At 68.3% G+C, this 15,854-nt stretch carries 17 protein-coding genes; 7 read left to right on the top strand and 10 right to left on the bottom strand.

Annotated elements, in window-relative coordinates; genetic code table 11:
* Window positions 1-125: 125 nt before the first annotated feature.
* Entirely contained in the window at window positions 126-593 is a 468-nt protein-coding gene (locus A5709_RS05955) for an SRPBCC family protein (RefSeq protein ID WP_068118755.1), read from the top strand.
* A 59-nt stretch (window positions 594-652) separates the two neighbouring features.
* Here A5709_RS05955 and A5709_RS05950 read toward each other — a convergent pair whose 3' ends face one another.
* From A5709_RS05950 to A5709_RS05930, 6 genes are all read right to left on the bottom strand, one after another.
* The gene (locus A5709_RS05950; RefSeq protein WP_156673237.1) at window positions 653-988 is read right to left on the bottom strand and encodes a hypothetical protein; all 336 of its coding nucleotides are present in this window, start codon (window positions 986-988) and stop codon (window positions 653-655) included.
* Between the two features lie 71 nt (window positions 989-1,059).
* The gene (locus tag A5709_RS05945) at window positions 1,060-2,223 is read right to left on the bottom strand and encodes an LLM class flavin-dependent oxidoreductase (protein ID WP_067944510.1); all 1,164 of its coding nucleotides are present in this window, start codon (window positions 2,221-2,223) and stop codon (window positions 1,060-1,062) included.
* 186 nt (window positions 2,224-2,409) lie between these two features.
* Window positions 2,410-2,808, bottom strand: coding sequence for a hypothetical protein (locus tag A5709_RS28360; protein WP_068010242.1), 399 nt, complete (start codon window positions 2,806-2,808; stop codon window positions 2,410-2,412).
* Window positions 2,809-2,961: 153 nt separating this feature from the next.
* Window positions 2,962-3,180, bottom strand: coding sequence for a hypothetical protein (locus A5709_RS27915; RefSeq protein WP_156767980.1), 219 nt, complete (start codon window positions 3,178-3,180; stop codon window positions 2,962-2,964).
* A 374-nt stretch (window positions 3,181-3,554) separates the two neighbouring features.
* On the bottom strand, window positions 3,555-5,843 hold the full coding sequence (aceA, locus tag A5709_RS05935; protein WP_068010241.1) for an isocitrate lyase ICL2: 2,289 nt from the start codon (window positions 5,841-5,843) through the stop codon (window positions 3,555-3,557).
* 211 nt (window positions 5,844-6,054) lie between these two features.
* Entirely contained in the window at window positions 6,055-6,771 is a 717-nt protein-coding gene (locus tag A5709_RS05930) for an MBL fold metallo-hydrolase (protein WP_068118753.1), read from the bottom strand.
* Window positions 6,772-6,854: 83 nt separating this feature from the next.
* On the opposite strand from A5709_RS05930, the gene A5709_RS05925 reads away from it, so the two are divergent.
* From A5709_RS05925 to A5709_RS05915, 3 genes are all read left to right on the top strand, one after another.
* Window positions 6,855-7,859, top strand: coding sequence for a zinc-binding dehydrogenase (locus tag A5709_RS05925; protein WP_068118792.1), 1,005 nt, complete (start codon window positions 6,855-6,857; stop codon window positions 7,857-7,859).
* Window positions 7,860-7,894: 35 nt separating this feature from the next.
* Complete coding sequence (locus A5709_RS05920; RefSeq protein WP_067944506.1) at window positions 7,895-8,338, top strand: SRPBCC family protein; 444 nt, start codon at window positions 7,895-7,897, stop codon at window positions 8,336-8,338.
* A 61-nt stretch (window positions 8,339-8,399) separates the two neighbouring features.
* Entirely contained in the window at window positions 8,400-9,008 is a 609-nt protein-coding gene (locus tag A5709_RS05915) for a YbhB/YbcL family Raf kinase inhibitor-like protein (protein ID WP_068118750.1), read from the top strand.
* Between the two features lie 3 nt (window positions 9,009-9,011).
* Here A5709_RS05915 and A5709_RS05910 read toward each other — a convergent pair whose 3' ends face one another.
* On the bottom strand, window positions 9,012-10,574 hold the full coding sequence (locus A5709_RS05910) for an NAD(P)/FAD-dependent oxidoreductase (RefSeq protein WP_068118748.1): 1,563 nt from the start codon (window positions 10,572-10,574) through the stop codon (window positions 9,012-9,014).
* Between the two features lie 106 nt (window positions 10,575-10,680).
* On the opposite strand from A5709_RS05910, the gene A5709_RS05905 reads away from it, so the two are divergent.
* Entirely contained in the window at window positions 10,681-11,280 is a 600-nt protein-coding gene (locus tag A5709_RS05905; protein WP_068010232.1) for a TetR/AcrR family transcriptional regulator, read from the top strand.
* Between the two features lie 79 nt (window positions 11,281-11,359).
* On the opposite strand, the gene A5709_RS05900 is transcribed toward A5709_RS05905, so the two are convergent.
* Window positions 11,360-12,229, bottom strand: a complete 870-nt coding sequence (locus tag A5709_RS05900; RefSeq protein WP_068118746.1) for a LysR family transcriptional regulator — start codon at window positions 12,227-12,229, stop codon at window positions 11,360-11,362.
* Window positions 12,230-12,323: 94 nt separating this feature from the next.
* On the opposite strand from A5709_RS05900, the gene A5709_RS05895 reads away from it, so the two are divergent.
* Window positions 12,324-12,716 carry a tautomerase family protein gene (locus A5709_RS05895; protein ID WP_068118742.1) on the top strand — a complete coding sequence of 131 codons (393 nt, stop codon included), beginning with the start codon at window positions 12,324-12,326 and terminating at the stop codon, window positions 12,714-12,716.
* The gene (locus A5709_RS05890; RefSeq protein WP_068118739.1) at window positions 12,713-13,699 is read left to right on the top strand and encodes a nitronate monooxygenase family protein; all 987 of its coding nucleotides are present in this window, start codon (window positions 12,713-12,715) and stop codon (window positions 13,697-13,699) included. Before A5709_RS05895 ends, A5709_RS05890 begins: the two co-directional genes overlap by 4 nt.
* Here the strand turns inward: A5709_RS05890 and A5709_RS05885 are convergent.
* Together A5709_RS05885 and A5709_RS05880 are read right to left on the bottom strand one after the other, a co-directional pair.
* Window positions 13,685-14,398 (bottom strand): hypothetical protein, encoded by a 714-nt coding sequence (locus A5709_RS05885; protein WP_068118736.1) that lies wholly within the window; start codon window positions 14,396-14,398, stop codon window positions 13,685-13,687. The two genes, A5709_RS05890 and A5709_RS05885, sit on opposite strands and share 15 nt — an antisense overlap.
* A 15-nt stretch (window positions 14,399-14,413) precedes the next feature.
* The gene (locus tag A5709_RS05880; protein WP_068118734.1) at window positions 14,414-15,850 is read right to left on the bottom strand and encodes a class I adenylate-forming enzyme family protein; all 1,437 of its coding nucleotides are present in this window, start codon (window positions 15,848-15,850) and stop codon (window positions 14,414-14,416) included.
* Window positions 15,851-15,854: the final 4 nt, after the last annotated feature.

Raw genomic sequence — 15,854 nt, 5'->3', positions numbered from 1 at the left:
AATTCGCGAGTCGGCGCCAGCCCGTCGGCGACCTTCGTGCGCCCTCGTCGCGGCGCCCACGACGTGAGCGGTAGCCTACGCGCGGGCGGCATGTGGGTCGTTGATGATTGCACCGGGAGTTGGCCATGTCAGGCAGGACGTTTTCATTCGAGATCAACCGCACCAGCACCGCGCCCGCCGCGACGCTGTTCCGGCTCGTGACCGACGGCGCCAACTGGTCGAAGTGGGCGAAGCCCATCGTCGTCCACTCGAGCTGGGCCCGGCAGGGCGATCCCGCGCCCGGTGGGATCGGGGCCGTCCGCAAGGTGGGCATGTGGCCCGTGCTGGTACAGGAAGAGACCGTCGAGTACGAGCAGGACCGCCGGCACGCCTACAAGCTCGTCGGTCCCCCGACTCCGGCCAAGGATTACTCGGGCGAGGTGGTCTTCACGCCGAACCCGGCGGGCGGGACCGACATCCGCTGGACCGGCTCGTTCACCGAGGGGGTGCGCGGGACGGGTCCGGTGATGCGGGCCGCCATGGGCGGAGCGGTCCGGTACTTCGCCGGCCGGCTGGTGAAGGCCGCCGAGCGGGAATCGAGCGGCGGGCGCTAGCGCCAGGCGCATGGCGCGTGACGGCCGCGGGAAGCGGCCGCCACGCTTCGATTCACGAGCTACGGGTTGTTGAACTGGTTCTCGTACGTCTGCTGCTGCTGCATGTCCTGATTGAACTGCTGCTGGGCCTGCTCGTTCTGTTGTTCCGCCTGCTGCATGGACTGTTGCAGCTGCTGCTGGTCGAGCTGCTGCTGCAGTTGGGCCTGGTCGTCGTCGTCATCGGCGGCAAAGCCGCCGGAGAAGTTGGGCGGCGTCTGGGGCGATACGGCCACGTCGGTCAGGCGCATCGGTGCCTGCGCCGAGCCGAAGAGGGTGAGCAGGGCGGCGGACGCGGCTCCCGCGATAAGGAGGCGCCCCATTCGTCGCCGGCGGTGGTCAGCGGTGCGGGCGGTCATCCTTCGGTTATGCGTCGAGACTTTAGCTGCCGCCTGGGTGGCGGCTGTTCCCCGAATATGAAGTCCGCCCGCTACTTCGCGTCGACCTCGTCCTGATACTTCTTCGTCATGTGCGCGACCGCGTCCAACTGCGACTGCGCCAAGCCCTCCCTGGCCTGTCCGGCGCGCGCGGCGGCGTCCAGCGTCGGCTGCGCCTGGCCCTGGAAATGCGGCATGACTTCGGCGGCAAACAATTCGGCGGACCGTTTGGTGGCGGCCGGGTTGGCCCACTCGTGGCCCATCTGCAGCATGCAGCCGAACCCGCCGGACTGATCCCACAGCCGCTGAACCTGCTCGCGTGCCCGCTCGGGTGTGCCGATCACGCCCGCCCCGTTTTCGTTGATGACGTCGATCATCTCGTCCAGCTGGTCGCCGGGCATCGTCATCTGCGGGAAGGCGGCCACCTTCTGGAAGTACCGGAACCACGGCTCGATGCCGAACTTGACCTCTTCCCGGGCCTGCTTTTCCGTTTCGGCGAGGTGGAACAGGCCGACCAGGCTCCAGTTCCTGCGGTCGACCTGCGTGCCGAAGGCCGCCGCGCGCTCCTCGACGATGCCCCAGTGATACGAGAGCGCGTTGAAGCCCTCGACGGTCAACGTCGCCCCGATGGAGAGCAGGCCGATGCCATGCTTGCCGGCCAGCCGCGCACCCGTCGGCGACGCGACGGCGGCGACCGACAGCGGAATTCCGCCGTCCGAGTACGGGGCAAGCTGCAGCTTGGCGTCGAACAGCTGGTGTGTGGCCGTCTTGGCGCTCACGGTCTCCCCCGCCAGCAGCCGGACGACGATGTCGAGGTTCGTTTCGAGCAGCTCGCGGGTGTCCGTGGGGGTGAGCCCTATCATCGACGAGTCGCTGGGCAGTGAGCCCGGGCCCACGCCGCCGATGATCCGGCCGTGGGTCAGGTGATCCAGCAGCATCAGCCGGTCGGCGACCCAGAGCGGGTTGTGGTACGAGAGCGAAATGACCCCGGTGCCAAAGCGAATGCGTTTGGCGCGCTCGGCCGCGGCCGCGATGAAAACCTCGGGCGAGCTGATGATCTCGCTACCGGCCGAGTGGTGTTCGCCCATCCACACTTCGTCGAAGCCGAGGGCATCGAGGTGCTCGATGAATTGCAGGTCGCGTTGCAATGCGAGCGTGGGGTTCGTACCGGCCCGATGGAACGGGGCGATGAAATATCCAAACCTGAGCTTCGCCATTGAAGTCCCCTTGCAGCCGAGTTGCGCAGAACCATAACCCGAATGCGATGCCCGGCCTAGGGCGTTGGCGCCGCCGAGTTCGGCGAGACCGAGTTTTCAGCCGGCGGGGCCAGGTAATCCCGGCCCCGCCGACTACGGGAACAAGTCTCTGTCGCGGTGTGTTGCGGCGGGCTCAGCGTGCGGACGTCAGTAGCCGCCGCAGACGTTGCCGACGCACCCGCCGCCGCCACCCGGGCCGCCGCCGCCACCGCCGACACCGGGGATGCTGCCGCCTCCGCCGCCGGGGCCGCCGCCACCCGTGGGACCGCCGGGAACGCCGCCGCCACCGCCGCCCGGACCACCGCCACCGGTCGGTCCGCCGGGAACGCCGCCGCCACCGCCGCCGGGGCCGCCACCGCCCGTCGGGCCGCCCGGAGCGCCGCCGCCACCACCGGGCGTGGACGGAGCCACGCTGGACGACGGCGTGGTCGTCGGGGTGGTGCTGCTGCTACTCGGCCCCTTATTGCCGCCGCCGCACCCGACCGCAAGCACGAGCATCGCCGCACCACCGAAGAGCGCGACCGAAGTCCTGGCTGCTGATGTCATCGAAGTCCCCAATCCCCACTTGCGCCACGGCAACTGGTTCTTTCTCCTTACCCCGGCGCGCACCCGGGCAAACGGGATTCGATGCGGGACTTCTGCCCGGAAACGCCGATGGCCCATCCCGCCGGGGATGGGCCATCGATACACGCGGTTCGGCTAGCAGTCGAGACCGGACACGCAGCCGGCAAGCGTAGCCGAGTGGACGCCGGCTCCGGCTGCATCAGGCGGGGCCGGCGCGACGCGGGACGACGAGTGCGCGGCCGGCGCCCCCGCGCCGCCCGTCGGGCCGGCACTTACTCCGCCGAATACCACCGCCAACATCACCGCGGTCATCCCGCCGAACACGGCAGCCGCCCTGTGGTTTTGCACCTTCATCAGCCGCTCCTTCCGGTCCCAGCGCGTCTACGAGGATGGCGCGCAGCCATACCACAAATCTACACCTGTGCAATTATTGCAACAAGACAGATTGCGTCGGTTACGGCTTGGGTCACCCGCGGGCGCACCGCGGGGGCTGTGATCGTGCCGCCGGAAGAGGAAAGCGCGACAGAGTGGCCGCGTTAGGAGCCGATGGCCCATCTCGGGCTAATGGGCCATCGGCGAGCCAAATCGTATCCTCGGACAACAGTTGCAGTGCGGGAATTTGCTGCATCGGGAATAAGAAATTTTCTTATTCGTAAATTGGATACCGCGTTCGGCGCATCAGCAACTGCACTCAGCCCTGCGCCACGTGGGCGAACGGCATCCGCTCTCTAGGCTTCCTTGGTGATCAACTTGCGCAGCGCCACGCGGTCGGGTGTCAGCAGCTCGGCGATGCGCGGCTTGTTCACCTCGGCGACGATGATCTCGCCGACCTCCTGATAGACCTCGCTGAAGATCCCGTGGGACTTCATCTTCTCGGTCTGGTAGAGGTTGTCCTCGGTCGGCGTGACGTAGTAAACCGCGTCGGCCTTGAACCGGTGCACCAGCCAGAGGTGAATCAGCGTCATCAGGCGCTTCTGGCGCAGCTTCTCGGCGAAGGTGTTCTGGTCACGCACCTGCAGGATGCTGCGGCCGTGCCGGTCCTTGATGGGATCGACGACGACGTTGGCCAGCTGCTCGTCCCCGTTGCCGTAGATGCCGAGCTCGAGAACGTCCGAACCGGCGCGGCGGGGCCGCAGGGTCACCCGCAGCTTTTCGCCCAGCTGGTAGTTCTCGCTCCACAGCGCCAGCCACTCCTCCAGCAGCTTCTTGGGCACCTCAGTCTGGGCGAGGTGCTGATGCTGGGTAGAGCCCTTGCCCATCGCCTTGGTGGTCGCCGTACGCCCGGACGACGCCTGCAGCGCGGCGTCGCTGCGTGGCCCGCCGACCAGCGTCTGCGGGGTCCGGTAGGGCGACTCGACCAGGCGCATCTTGCGCTGCAGCCGAGCCAGCGCCAGCATGCCGTCCTGCTGCAGCGACGTGGCGAACTCCTCGGCGGCAACACCGTCGATCTGGTGGCCGCCGTAGGTGATGAAGTTGAAGACGAAGCCCATCTTGCCGAGCTCCTCGGGGAAGCGCTTCATCTCATCGTCGGTCATCCCGGTGGTGTCCCAGTTGAAGGACGGAGAGAGGTTGTAGGCCAGCATCTGCTCCGGGAATTCGGCGTGGATCGCGTCGGCGAACTGGCGTGCGTCGGCGAGATCGGCGGTCTTCGTCTCCATCCAGAGGATGTCGGCGAACGGTGCGGCCGCGAGCGACTTGGCGATGGCGTACGGAATGCCGCCGCGGATCTGGTAGTAGCCCTCCGGCGTCTTCGACAACTCCGGGTCCCACGGCGGGTCGACGCCCAGTTCCTTCGCCTTCTCCCGTGCGGTGTAAAGCGATGCGCGCGCCGCGAACTGGCGCCACTCGTCGGGGGTCATGCTCGGCGACTCGTCTTCGGTCTCGCCGAACGAGAGCACCTCCGCGACGGCCTCGCCGTAGGTCATCAACCCCGCGTCGTCCTCCCAGGCGGCCACAAAGCGCGACTCGACCTGGTCGAAGAGGTCGTCGATCGAACCTTGCCCGTCCTCGCGCCGGGCGTTCACCGCGTCGGAGATCAAACTCTGGATGCCCTGACGCTCCAGCCAGGCGGTGGCGGCGCCGTACTCGGAATCGGGCAGAGCGTAGAGCAGGTGGCCGTTGAGTTCCTTGACCCCCAGCTCGTAGAAGCGCCGGACCATCGCCAGGAAACACGCCTTGTACGACGGGATGTCGAGGTTGGTGGCGCCGAGCAGGAACGGCTGATCGCGCTCGTCGGCGCGGCTGTCGATCAGGTTGGCCGCCTCGGCATCGGTGCGGGCGACGATGATGCCGGGCACCTTCATGACGTCGAGCTGGAACCGGGCCGCGTTGAGCCGCTTGATCTGTTCGTCCGACGGCACCAGCACCTTGCCGCCCTGGTGGCCGCATTTCTTGGTGCCCGGGCGCTGGTCCTCGATGTGGTAGCCGGCCACGCCGACCTCGACGAAGCGGCGGATTAGGTTGCGCACGTGCGGGTCACCGCCGTGGCCGGTGTCCGCGTCGGCGATGATGAACGGCCGGTAGTCGTACGCGGGCGTGGTGGCGCGCTGCCGTTCGGTCATGTTCAGTCGCTGGTATTGCTGGTTGCGGTCGGCGGTGAGCAGGGCGCGCACCAGCACCGCCGCGTCGTCGGGCACCTGGCTGAGGGGATAGCTGGCGAGGTCGGGACCCGGGTCCTCGGTGGTGGAGCCCTTGGCCGAGGTCGCCCAGCCGCCGAGGTAGATGCCCTCGATGCCCATCCGCTTCATGGCCACCGCCTGGCCCGGCGAGTAGGGGCCGAACGTCGTGATGCTCTTCTTCGCGGCGAACAGCTCGCGCAGCCGGTCGTAGAAGGCGGCGGCCGCGTTGCGCGCCACCGGGTAGTCGGTCGGGATGGTGCCGCGCTGCTCGACTACCTGGCGGGCCGTGTAGAGACGCGTTATGCCGGCGAAGCGCGGGTCGTCCATGTAGCGCTGCGTGGCGGCGATGTCGTCTTCGAACGATGTCCGGACTTCGGTGTCCGAGTCAATGATGGCCATGGCCCTACGCTCCTCTTCGGCACGATTTCCCTGGACGGAGTCTATCCCCGGAGATGGCCTTTCAATCAGGGGCCGAAAGACCCATGCCAAAACTGTTGCCGGACGCCTGTATCCGCAAGCCGGCGACGGCGTGGCACGGCCGCGGGCCGCCGCCCGGGCGGTCTCGGTGCGCACCGCTTGCGGCGCAACACCTTTCGTACGCAGCCCCGGCTCAGCCGGGGCCGCCGGCCGCGCGCCGGGTCAACCACTCGCGCTGGCGACGGACGAACTCCGCGTCGACCACCCTTCCGTGGCCCGGCACGTACACCGCGTCCGGCCCGCCGACCGCGAGCAGCCGCTCGAGGGTGGCCGGCCACGCCGCCAGATCCGAGTCGGCGTCGATCGCGGGATCGGCGGACTCTTCGACCAGGTCGCCGGTGAACACGACGACCGGGTCGTCGGCTCCCCCGGGAGCCACCACCACCAGATCGGAGGCGGTGTGGCCACGGCCCAGGTGGGCGATCGTCACGGCGCGATCACCGAGGTCGATGGTGGCGTTGAAGACCCCGCGCCGCGGGGGTCGCAACGCCGCGATCGCTCGATCTATCTCCGCGGCGTCGGCGCCGTGGTCCAACGCGTCCTCGCGCATCCGCCCGGTTCCCGACGACAGACATTCGACCACCTCGGGCGCGCAGTAGATGTTCGCGTCGGCAAACACCGAAGAACCCAGCACGTGGTCAAAGTGCTTGTGGGTCAAGACGATATCGCTGGCCGGGCGGCCGGCGAGCCGTCGCACGCCGGCGTCTATTGCGCTCGCCTCGGGCAGCGTCGTCCCGGTGTCGACAAGCAGTACTCCGGTGCTGCCCCACACGAGTCCGACCGTGACATCGCAGAACGGCAGCCGGCAGCGACGCACGCCGGCCGTCAACCGTTCCCAGGCGAGATGCACACCCAGCAAGCTAGCTGAGCATGTCGTAGATAGTTGACGTGTTGGCAGAAGCCGGAGACAAGGCCGGAGAGAAGGTATTCACGATGCGCGCAGTCGTCATCACCAAGCGCGGCGGTCCGTCGGTGCTGCGGGTCGAGCAGCGGCCCGATCCCCCGCCCCCCGGCCCGGGGCAGCTGCGGGTCGCGGTGCGCGCGGCGGGGGTCAACTTCGCCGACCACCTCGCCCGCGTGGGCCTGTACCCCGATGCGCCGAAACTGCCGGCGGTGGTGGGCTACGAAGTCGCCGGGACCGTCGAGGCCGTCGGCGACGGTGTCGATCCGGGCCGCGTCGGCGACCGGGTGCTGGCGGGTACCCGCTTCGGCGGCTATGCCGAGATCGTCAACGTGGCCGCGAGCGACTCGGTGCCGCTGCCGGCCGCGATGAGCTTCGAACAGGGCGCCGCCGTCCCCGTCAACTACGCGACCGCCTGGGCCGCGCTGCACGGATACGGGTCGCTGCGCGCCGGGGAAAGGGTGCTGGTGCACGCCGCGGCCGGCGGCGTCGGCATCGCGGCCATCCAGTTCGCGAAGGCCGCCGGGGCCGAGGTGCACGGCACCGCGTCACCGGCGAAACACGAGAAGCTGGCCGAACTGGGGGTGGACCGGGCGATCGATTACCCCCGTGACGGCTGGTGGCGCGGCCTGGATTTGTACGACGTGGTGCTCGACGCGCTGGGTGGCACCTCGCTGCGCCGGTCCTACGCGCTGTTGCGGCCGGGCGGACGGCTGGTCGGGTACGGGGTGTCGAACCTGCAGCATGGTGAGAAGCGCTCGCTGCGGGCGGCCGCCCCGCATGCGCTGGCGATGCTGCGCGGGTTCAACCTGATCGACCAACTCTCGGAGTCCAAGGCGGTGATCGGCCTCAACATGCTGCGGCTGTGGGACGACCGCGGCACGCTCGAGCCGTGGATCACTCCGCTGGCCAGGGCGCTCGCGGAGGGGACGGTCGCTCCCGTCGTCCATGCGGCGGTGCCCTTCGCCGAGGCGCCGGAGGCGCACCGCATCCTGGCGGCCCGGGAGAACGTCGGCAAGGTCGTCCTGTTGCCGTGAGTTTTTAGCGGCGCCGCAGTGGTTATCTATCTGCCATGGCTGTCACCGAATCCCGCGAAGTCGTCATCGAAGCGACACCGGATCAGATAATGGATGTGCTGTTCGACATTGAAGCGCTGCCCGAGTGGTCCTCGGTTCATCAGAAGGTGGAGGTTCTCGAGCGGGACGATCAGGGCCACCCCCTCAGGTCGAAGCAAGTGGTCAAACTCGTCGGCGTCAGCGACGAGCAGGAGTTGGCGTACACCGTCCACGACGACGGCGTCAGCTGGACTCTGGTCAGTGCCAAACAGCAACGCGCGCAAGACGGTCGCTACACCCTGAAGCCCGACGGAGACTCCACCCGGGTGAGCTTCGACCTCACCGTGGACCTGTTGATGCCGGTGCCCGGGTTCTTGATCAAGCGAGGCTCCAAGAGCCTCATGGACACGGCCACCAAGGGATTGCGTAAACGCGTGCTGGAGCGCAAGGGCGGCAAGTAGGGGCACCCGGCCGTCAAATCCGGCGCTTCCGGATGGTGGCCGCGCGAGCGACACTGTCCGTATGAAACCGACACCCGTGAGCAGCTTTCGGCGGGTCGCATCGATCGCCGGTGCGTTGACGATCCTCGGAGCGGTGGCCGGCTGCGGCGGCCACGGTGACACCCGCATGACGGCGCCGTCGACGCCGAAGGTCACGACGCTTGGGCGGACCGCCCGGGCCGCCCCCGCCGAGGGGCCGTTGAGCATCACCAGCCCAGCGTTCAACGACGGTGCGCCGATCCCGGTGCAGTACACGTGCAAGGGCGCAAACATGGCGCCGCCGCTGACATGGTCGGCGCCGTTGGGGGCGGCACTCGTGGTCGACGACCCGGACGCCGTCAACGGTCTCTACGTGCACTGGGTGGTGGTCGGAATCGGCCCCGGTAGCGGCAGCACCGTCGACGGCCAGACGCCGGCCGGCGCGACCACCCTGCCGAACACCGCCGGAGAGGCCGCATACAAAGGCCCCTGTCCGCCGGCCGGAACCGGCACGCACCACTACCGGTTCACCCTCTACCAGCTGCCCAACGACTACCGGCTGCCCGACGGGCTCGCCGGCGTGCAGGCGGCGCAGACGATCGGCGGCGCGGCAACCGCCCAGGCCCGGCTGACCGGGACGTTCGCGGGCTGAGCGTTAGGCCATCTCGTCGAGCGCCTGATAGCCGGCGTTATAGCCAGGCGTGAAGGTGATGCCGGGACCACCGTGGCATCCCGCACCGCCGAGGTAGAGTCCTTCGATGGGAATCGGAAAGTCGAGGAACCCCTTGGGGCCGGGCCTGTTCGGGCCCATCAAGTCCGGATGCAGCAGCCCGTGGCAGAAGTCGCCCGCGGGCGCACCGAACATCGTGTTCATGTGGTAGGGCGCAAAGGTGATGTGCCGGATCACGATGTCCTTGAAATTTGGGGCCAACCGGGTGATCTTGTCGATAACACGCTGTGCCATAACATTTTTGAGGTGCCCATGGTCGTGGCGGTCGACTTCGACCGGGAAAGCGTAAGCGTAGGCGCTCGCGGCGTGCTTACCGGGCGGCGCCATCCCCGGATCATGCACGGACGGTATCTGCATTCCCATCGACGGGTTGTCCGGGACGATGCCCCGACGACAGTTCTCCCAATGCAGCTGTTGTTCTTCGGGATCGCCGAAGATCCCGACCGACTGCTGCATGCCGTCCTCGTTCAAAAACTCGTAGGGCGGCGCGAATTCGGGCAGCCCGTCGAGGGCGAAGTGGATCTGCACGAAGGAGGCGCGGTGGTCTCGCCCGGAAAGACGTGAAATGAGCTCCCCCGGCACATGTTCGGGGGCGATCAGCTCGGTGAGGGTGACGTCCGGCGCGAGGTTGGAGACCACGATCGGCGCGGTGATCGTCGAGCCGTCACGCAACCGCACCCCGGTCACGGAGCCGCGGTCGACGAGGATCTGCTCCACCTTGCTTCGGAACCGGATCTCACCGCCGTGGGAGACGAAGAGCTCACGCAGGTGTTCGGTGAGCGCGCCGATGCCGCCCTTGAGTTTGGTCATCATCGCCGTGCTGTCGTCCGGTACCGCCAGAGCGAATGCCAGGCAGGTGGCACTGCCCGGAGTGTAGGGGCCGCGGTAGGTGGAGTTGACGGCAAGGAACGCGAGCATCCCCCGCATGACGGCGTGCTTGTCCTTGTCGGGCAGGTAGCGGTCGATGACGTCCATCGCCGAACCGAACAGCATTTCGTGAATGGCGCGGCGTTCGGCGTCGTTCGCCGCGCAGGCGTACATCTCGTCGAGGGTCTTGGGCGGTGTGCGAACGTCGAAGCGGCCCAGCGCCTTTGCGGGTCCCTGGCTCCACCCGATCAGTTCGGCCATGCCCGTGACGGCCTCCATGCCGTGCTTCTCGGCCAGGTGCGTCATCAGCCGCATCGGGTCGCGGTAGAAGATCATCGCCTCCTCGCCGTGGTCGCCGATGTTGGTCGACATCACGTCCGGCTCCACCGTGGGCAGCGTGTCCAGCCCGAGATCCTTGGTGATCTGGCTCGCCGTCGGGAATTGGACGGAGCCGGCGATCTCGTACCGGAAGCCGTCGATCAGTTCGACGGTCGCCGCCATGCCCCCGGCATAGGTGTTGCTTTCCAGGCACAGCGTTCGCACGCCCGCGCGTTGCAGTACCGCGGCCGCGGTCAGCCCGTTGTGGCCCGCTCCCACGACGATCGCGTCGTAGTCCGACATGGCGTCCTCCCTCGATTGGCGCGTGACAAGAATATGTCAGTACTGACACAATCGGAAGATGTCAGTTCTGACAAGTTTCGGCCGGCTGGGATACCATTCCTGGGGGATGAACGCGCCGACGAACCGTCATGAGCTACGCCGACGATCGACGCATGAGGCGCTGCGCCAAGCGGCGTTGAAAAGCTTTGCGCGCAAAGGGTTTACCAATGTCACCGTGACCGAGCTGGCCCGCGAGGCCGGGGTCACCGAACGGACTTTCTTTCGCCACTTCCCCACCAAGGAGGCGGTGCTCTTTCAGGATTACGAGACGCAGCTGGCGTGGCTGGCCGAGGCGCTCGCCGACCGTCCCGCCTCCGAGTCGCTCTTCGATGCGGTGCTGGCGAGCGTCGCGGCCTTTCCGCATGACCTCGAGGTGGTCCGCCAGGCCGCGACGGCCCGCGCGGAGTTGATCAGCGCGGAGCGCATCGCGAGCCATCTGCGCGTCGTGCAGTCGTCGTTCGCCGAGGTGCTGACCGATTTCGTCAGGGATCGCAACCCGGGCGTGGCGAACATCGATCTGCTCGCCGAGGTCACCGGCTCCGCCGTGGCCGCCGCTCTGGTTGTGGCAGTGGAGAATTGGGGCCGCAACGGCTGCATGGGCGACCTCGGCGAACTCGTCGCGTCCAGCCTGGAGCTGCTTCGCTCGGGTTTTGCGCCGCTCGCCTGATCCGTTGAATGTGCGCCCACGGTGGCGACACGCCGAGCAACGCCGCCGTCAGCGCACACTCAAAGCCGTGAGCGCACACTCAAACGCTTGCCGCGCTCTCGACGGCCGCCTCGACGAAGCGGCGCAGCACGGCGTTGCGGGCGCGCGGCAGAAACGCTAGCGAGACGGTGCTCGTGGGGGCTCCGCGCAGTGCGACGAACCGCACGCCGGGGTGGATGTTGCGCCGGACCGCGACGTCCGGGATCACGCCGATGCCGCGATCGGCCGCGACGGATTCGAGCCACTCGTCGAAATTGGTTGTCTCAACGATCGTTTTCGGTCCCTCCCCCGCCGGCCATGACCATGGCCCGGTGGTTCCGCTGGCGGTGTTGACGACCAGCGGCCACTGCGGGACCTCGGCCCAGTCCAACTCCGATCTGATGGCCAGCGGCGAGTGCACCGAACACACGGCCACGCGGGACTCGTCGAAGAGGTGCACCACCCGCACCTGGGTCACCGTCACCTGGCCGCGGACCACGGCGACGTCCACCCTGCCCTGCTGGACGGCGCTCAGCGCATCGTCGGTGCGGACCAGTCTGACCGTCGTCCCGGTGGCCCGCTCGAAACGGGCGACGGTGTCCTGGGCCCACGGGTCGGGCAGCAACCAGCTGAATCCGAGGCCGATGCTCGCCTGCCGGCGTACGGCCCCGAAAGCCCGCTCCAGCTCGGCGAGGACCCGCTCGACGTGGTCGAGGAACGCCTGCCCGGCCTGGGTGGTCTCGACGTGCCGCGAAGTGCGGTCCACCAGCGCCACGCCGAGCGCGTCCTCCAGTTGGCGGATGGTGCGGCTAAGCGCCGGTTGGGTGATGCGGAGTTCGTCGGCCGCCTGCGTGAACGATCGCAGCCGCGCCACCGCCTCGAACGCCCGCAGGTGGCGCAACTCGACCCGACCGCTCGCCAACGCGCCCATGCCTGGCAAGCATAGATCGATTACAGCAGGCATTTCACAGGCCCTCTCGACGGACCTACCGTCGTAGCCAGGACATAGATCTTAAGGAGACGAAATGCCGCTGCTTTACATCGACCTCATCGAGGGCCGCACGCCGTCGGAGGTCAGGGCCTTGCTCGACGCGGTACACGAGTCCGTCGTCGAAGCGTTCGGGGTGCCGCCGCGCGACCGCTATCAGGTGGTGCGCACCCATCCCGCCCACGAAATCGTCGCTTTGGATACCGGTCTCGGCATCAGCCGCTCGTCGAACCAGGTGATCATCAACGTGGTGAGCCGGCGGCGCACGCGGGCGATGAAGGAGAAATTCTACGAGCTGCTGGCGACCAATCTGGCAGAGCGGTGCGGCCTCGACCCGGCCGACCTGATCGTCGCTATCACCGAAAACGGCGACGAGAATTGGTCTTTCGGACACGGCCGCGCGCAATTTCTCACCGGGGAGCTGACATGAGCCTCGACACCCGGCTCACGGAATTCTTCGGCATCCAACACCCCATCGTGCTCGCCCCGATGGCGATGATCTCCGGCGGCCGGTTGGCCGCGGCGGTGACCTCGGCCGGCGGCCTGGGCCTCATCGGCGGTGGCTACGGCGACGCGGAATGGTTGCGGCGCGAATTCGACCGGGCCGACGGGGCAAACGTCGGATGCGGGTTCATCACCTGGAGCCTGGCCCGACAGCCCGAGCTGCTCGACGAGGCCCTTGCCCGGCGACCCGCCGCGATCATGCTCTCCTTCGGTGACCTGCAGCCGTTCGCCGACCGCATTCGCGCCGCCGGCGTCCCACTCATCGCGCAGGCGCAGAAGCTCGACCACGCGCGCCGGGCCCTGGACGCCGGCGCCGACGTGGTGGTGGCGCAGGGCGGCGAGGCAGGCGGCCACGGCATGACCGTCCGGTCCACCTTCACGCTGGTGCCCGACGGCGTCGACCTCGTCGCCGACCGCGCGCCGGACACGCTCGTGCTGGCCGCGGGCGGGGTGACCGACGGGCGCGGGCTGGCCGCCGCGCTGGTGCTCGGCGCCGATGGCGTACTCGTGGGCACCAGGTTCTGGGCGTCCCCGGAGGCGTTGGTGTCCCCCCGCGCCCACGAGCGGGCGCTGGCCGCCGGCGGGGACGACACCGTCCGCACGCGCGCCTACGACCTTGTGCGGCGGCTGGATTGGCCGGCCGGATACAACGCGCGGGCGCTCGGCAACGCCTTCCTCGACACCTGGCATGGCAACGAGGATCGGCTGGCGGCATCGCTGCCCGAGGCGGTCGAGGATTACGAAAAGGCTGTCGCGGCAGAGGATTTCGACAGCGCCGCCATACTCGTCGGCGAGGGGGTGGGGCTCGTCCGGCGAGTCCGGCCCGCGGCCGACATCGTGGCCGACATGGTCGAGCGGGCCGGCCGCATCCTGAATCGCACGACCGGGCCGGGCTCAGTACAGCGGTGACCAGTCCGACGTCCGCAGCAGGCGGCTCTGCCACTGGTCGCGGTACTTGAGGGCGTCGAACATGTAGCTTCCCGGTGCCCGGTGCTCCGGCGGGATCTCCTTGGTCAGCAGGTGGACCAGTGCGGCGTAGTTGTTGGAGTCGTCGATCTTCTGCCACAGCATGGCCTCTCGGCGCCGGCTGCTCCCATGCGCCACCTGGAAGCATGCCTGGATGTCGAGGATGCGCATGCGGGCCGGCGCCTGGGACAGCGGCCGATAGTAGATCTCGTCCCAGGACCGGATGTAATCGTCGAGCGGCGCGTACGGCCAGCCCGTGTCTTCCATGAACATCGTCAACGGGTGCGTCTCACCCGTGGTCGGCACGCTGGCCAGGTCCACCGTCTGCAGGGGTGACCAGGTAACTGGCAGCAGCAGCTTGCCCGTCACCTCGTGACGCAAATTGTCCAATTCACGCATCCACGGCTGGAGGTCACCGCGCTGAGCTCGGCGAGCCAGCCTTTCCCACGCCGCGCCGTCGACGATGCCGGTGATGGTGACCACGTTGTAGGACAGCCCCGAGCCGTGGGCGTGATTGGTGTACCAGAGCAGCCTGGCGTCGTCACCGGCGGCGAGCGTCGGCATCCAGCCCTCGCGATACGCGGCCTCGAATTCGTCCTGCCGCGCGCCGACCACTTTGTGGGTCTCATGCAAAAACAGCATCGGAACTCCTTGCCGTCAAGCGTGTTTGGCGATGAGCGCGGCGAGCTCGCGGCGGTTCACCTTGCCGGTCGAGCTGTAGGGGATGTGCTCGACGATCGCCAGCCGCTCGGGCAGTTTGAAGTAGGCGATCAACTCGCGACAGTGCGCTCGCAGCTGTTCGAGGGTCACCGGCGCGCATGCCGTCACTGCCACCCCCACTCGCTGGCCGAGCTCGTCGTCGGGGATTCCGGCGACCGCGACGTCGCGCACCGCCGGATGGGAACGAAGCGCTTCCTCGACCTCGATCGGCCCGAACTTCTCGCCGCCACGGTTGATGGTGTCGCTGAGCCGTCCGCTCGGGAACAGGTAGCCGTCGGGGTCTTGGCGGGCGAGGTCGCCGGTGCGCAGCCAACCTTCGGTGACGTTCTGGGCGGTGTTCACCCACAACTCGCCGACCGTTCCCGGCTCGACGTCCTCACCAGTCTCGGGGTCCACCACTCGCACGTCGACACCGGGCAGCGGCCGGCCGACCGATCCCGCGCGGGCCGGATCGCGGTGATCGGCGGGCATCAGCGTCGTGTAGGCGCCGAGGGTCTCGGTCTGCCCGAATACGTTGGCGAACGCCACATGTGGGAGGGCATCCATCGCCCGGCGCACCAAACTTATCGGCGCGGCGGCGGCGCCGTAGGCGACGGCGACCAGAGACGACAAGTCGGCGCCGGCGAAGTCGGGATGGTCGAGGATGCGCTGCATCATCGCGGGAACCAGGAATGTGGTGGTCACCCGATGCTCGGACACCAGGCGCAGCCACTCGCCCGCGTCAAATCGCCGCTGTACCACCGACGTATTGCCCGAGTACAAACTGCCGAGCGTGCCCAGTGCGCCCCCGACGTGGAAGAACGGGACGCACATCAGCCCCACCGAGGGTGCGGCGTCGGCGCGGAACGGTGCCGCCATCCCCTTGATCCGCCTTATCAGCTGCCGGCCGCCGATCCCGACCGCCTTGGGCAAGCCCGTTGTCCCGCTGGTGAACAACACAAGGGCGTCGCCGCCGGCGTCGTCGCGCGGGGGCGGCGGCACAGCGGCGCCCTCCAGCAGCTCTGCGCCCGATACCGTCGGCGCACCGGCCTCGCGGAGCCGCTCGGCGTACGGCTCCCCCGCGACGGCCACCTCGGCGCAGCGCGCGCTCGTCATGAGGCTGTGGAGTTCGGGCGGGGTCAGCGCGGGGTTCATCAGCGCCGCGGCGGCACCGATGCGGGCCGCCCCCAACACGGTCGCGATCGAGAGCACACTTCCGCCGTCGACGACTGCGACGCGTTGGCCGGCCCCCACGCCCCGCTCGGCCAGGCCGGCGGCACAGCGGTTCACGGTGCTCGCCAGCTCGCCATAACCGATCGAGCGTCCATCGACGATGAGCGCGACGCGGCCGGGATCGCCATTCGCGGCGGCCTCGAGCATCGTTCCGATAGTCATCGTG

Source organism: Mycobacterium sp. E1386, from assembly GCF_001672745.1.
Classification (GTDB): domain Bacteria; phylum Actinomycetota; class Actinomycetes; order Mycobacteriales; family Mycobacteriaceae; genus Mycobacterium.
The sequence above is the reverse complement of the archived record's forward strand: the minus strand, read 5'-3'. Positions and strand labels throughout refer to the sequence as shown.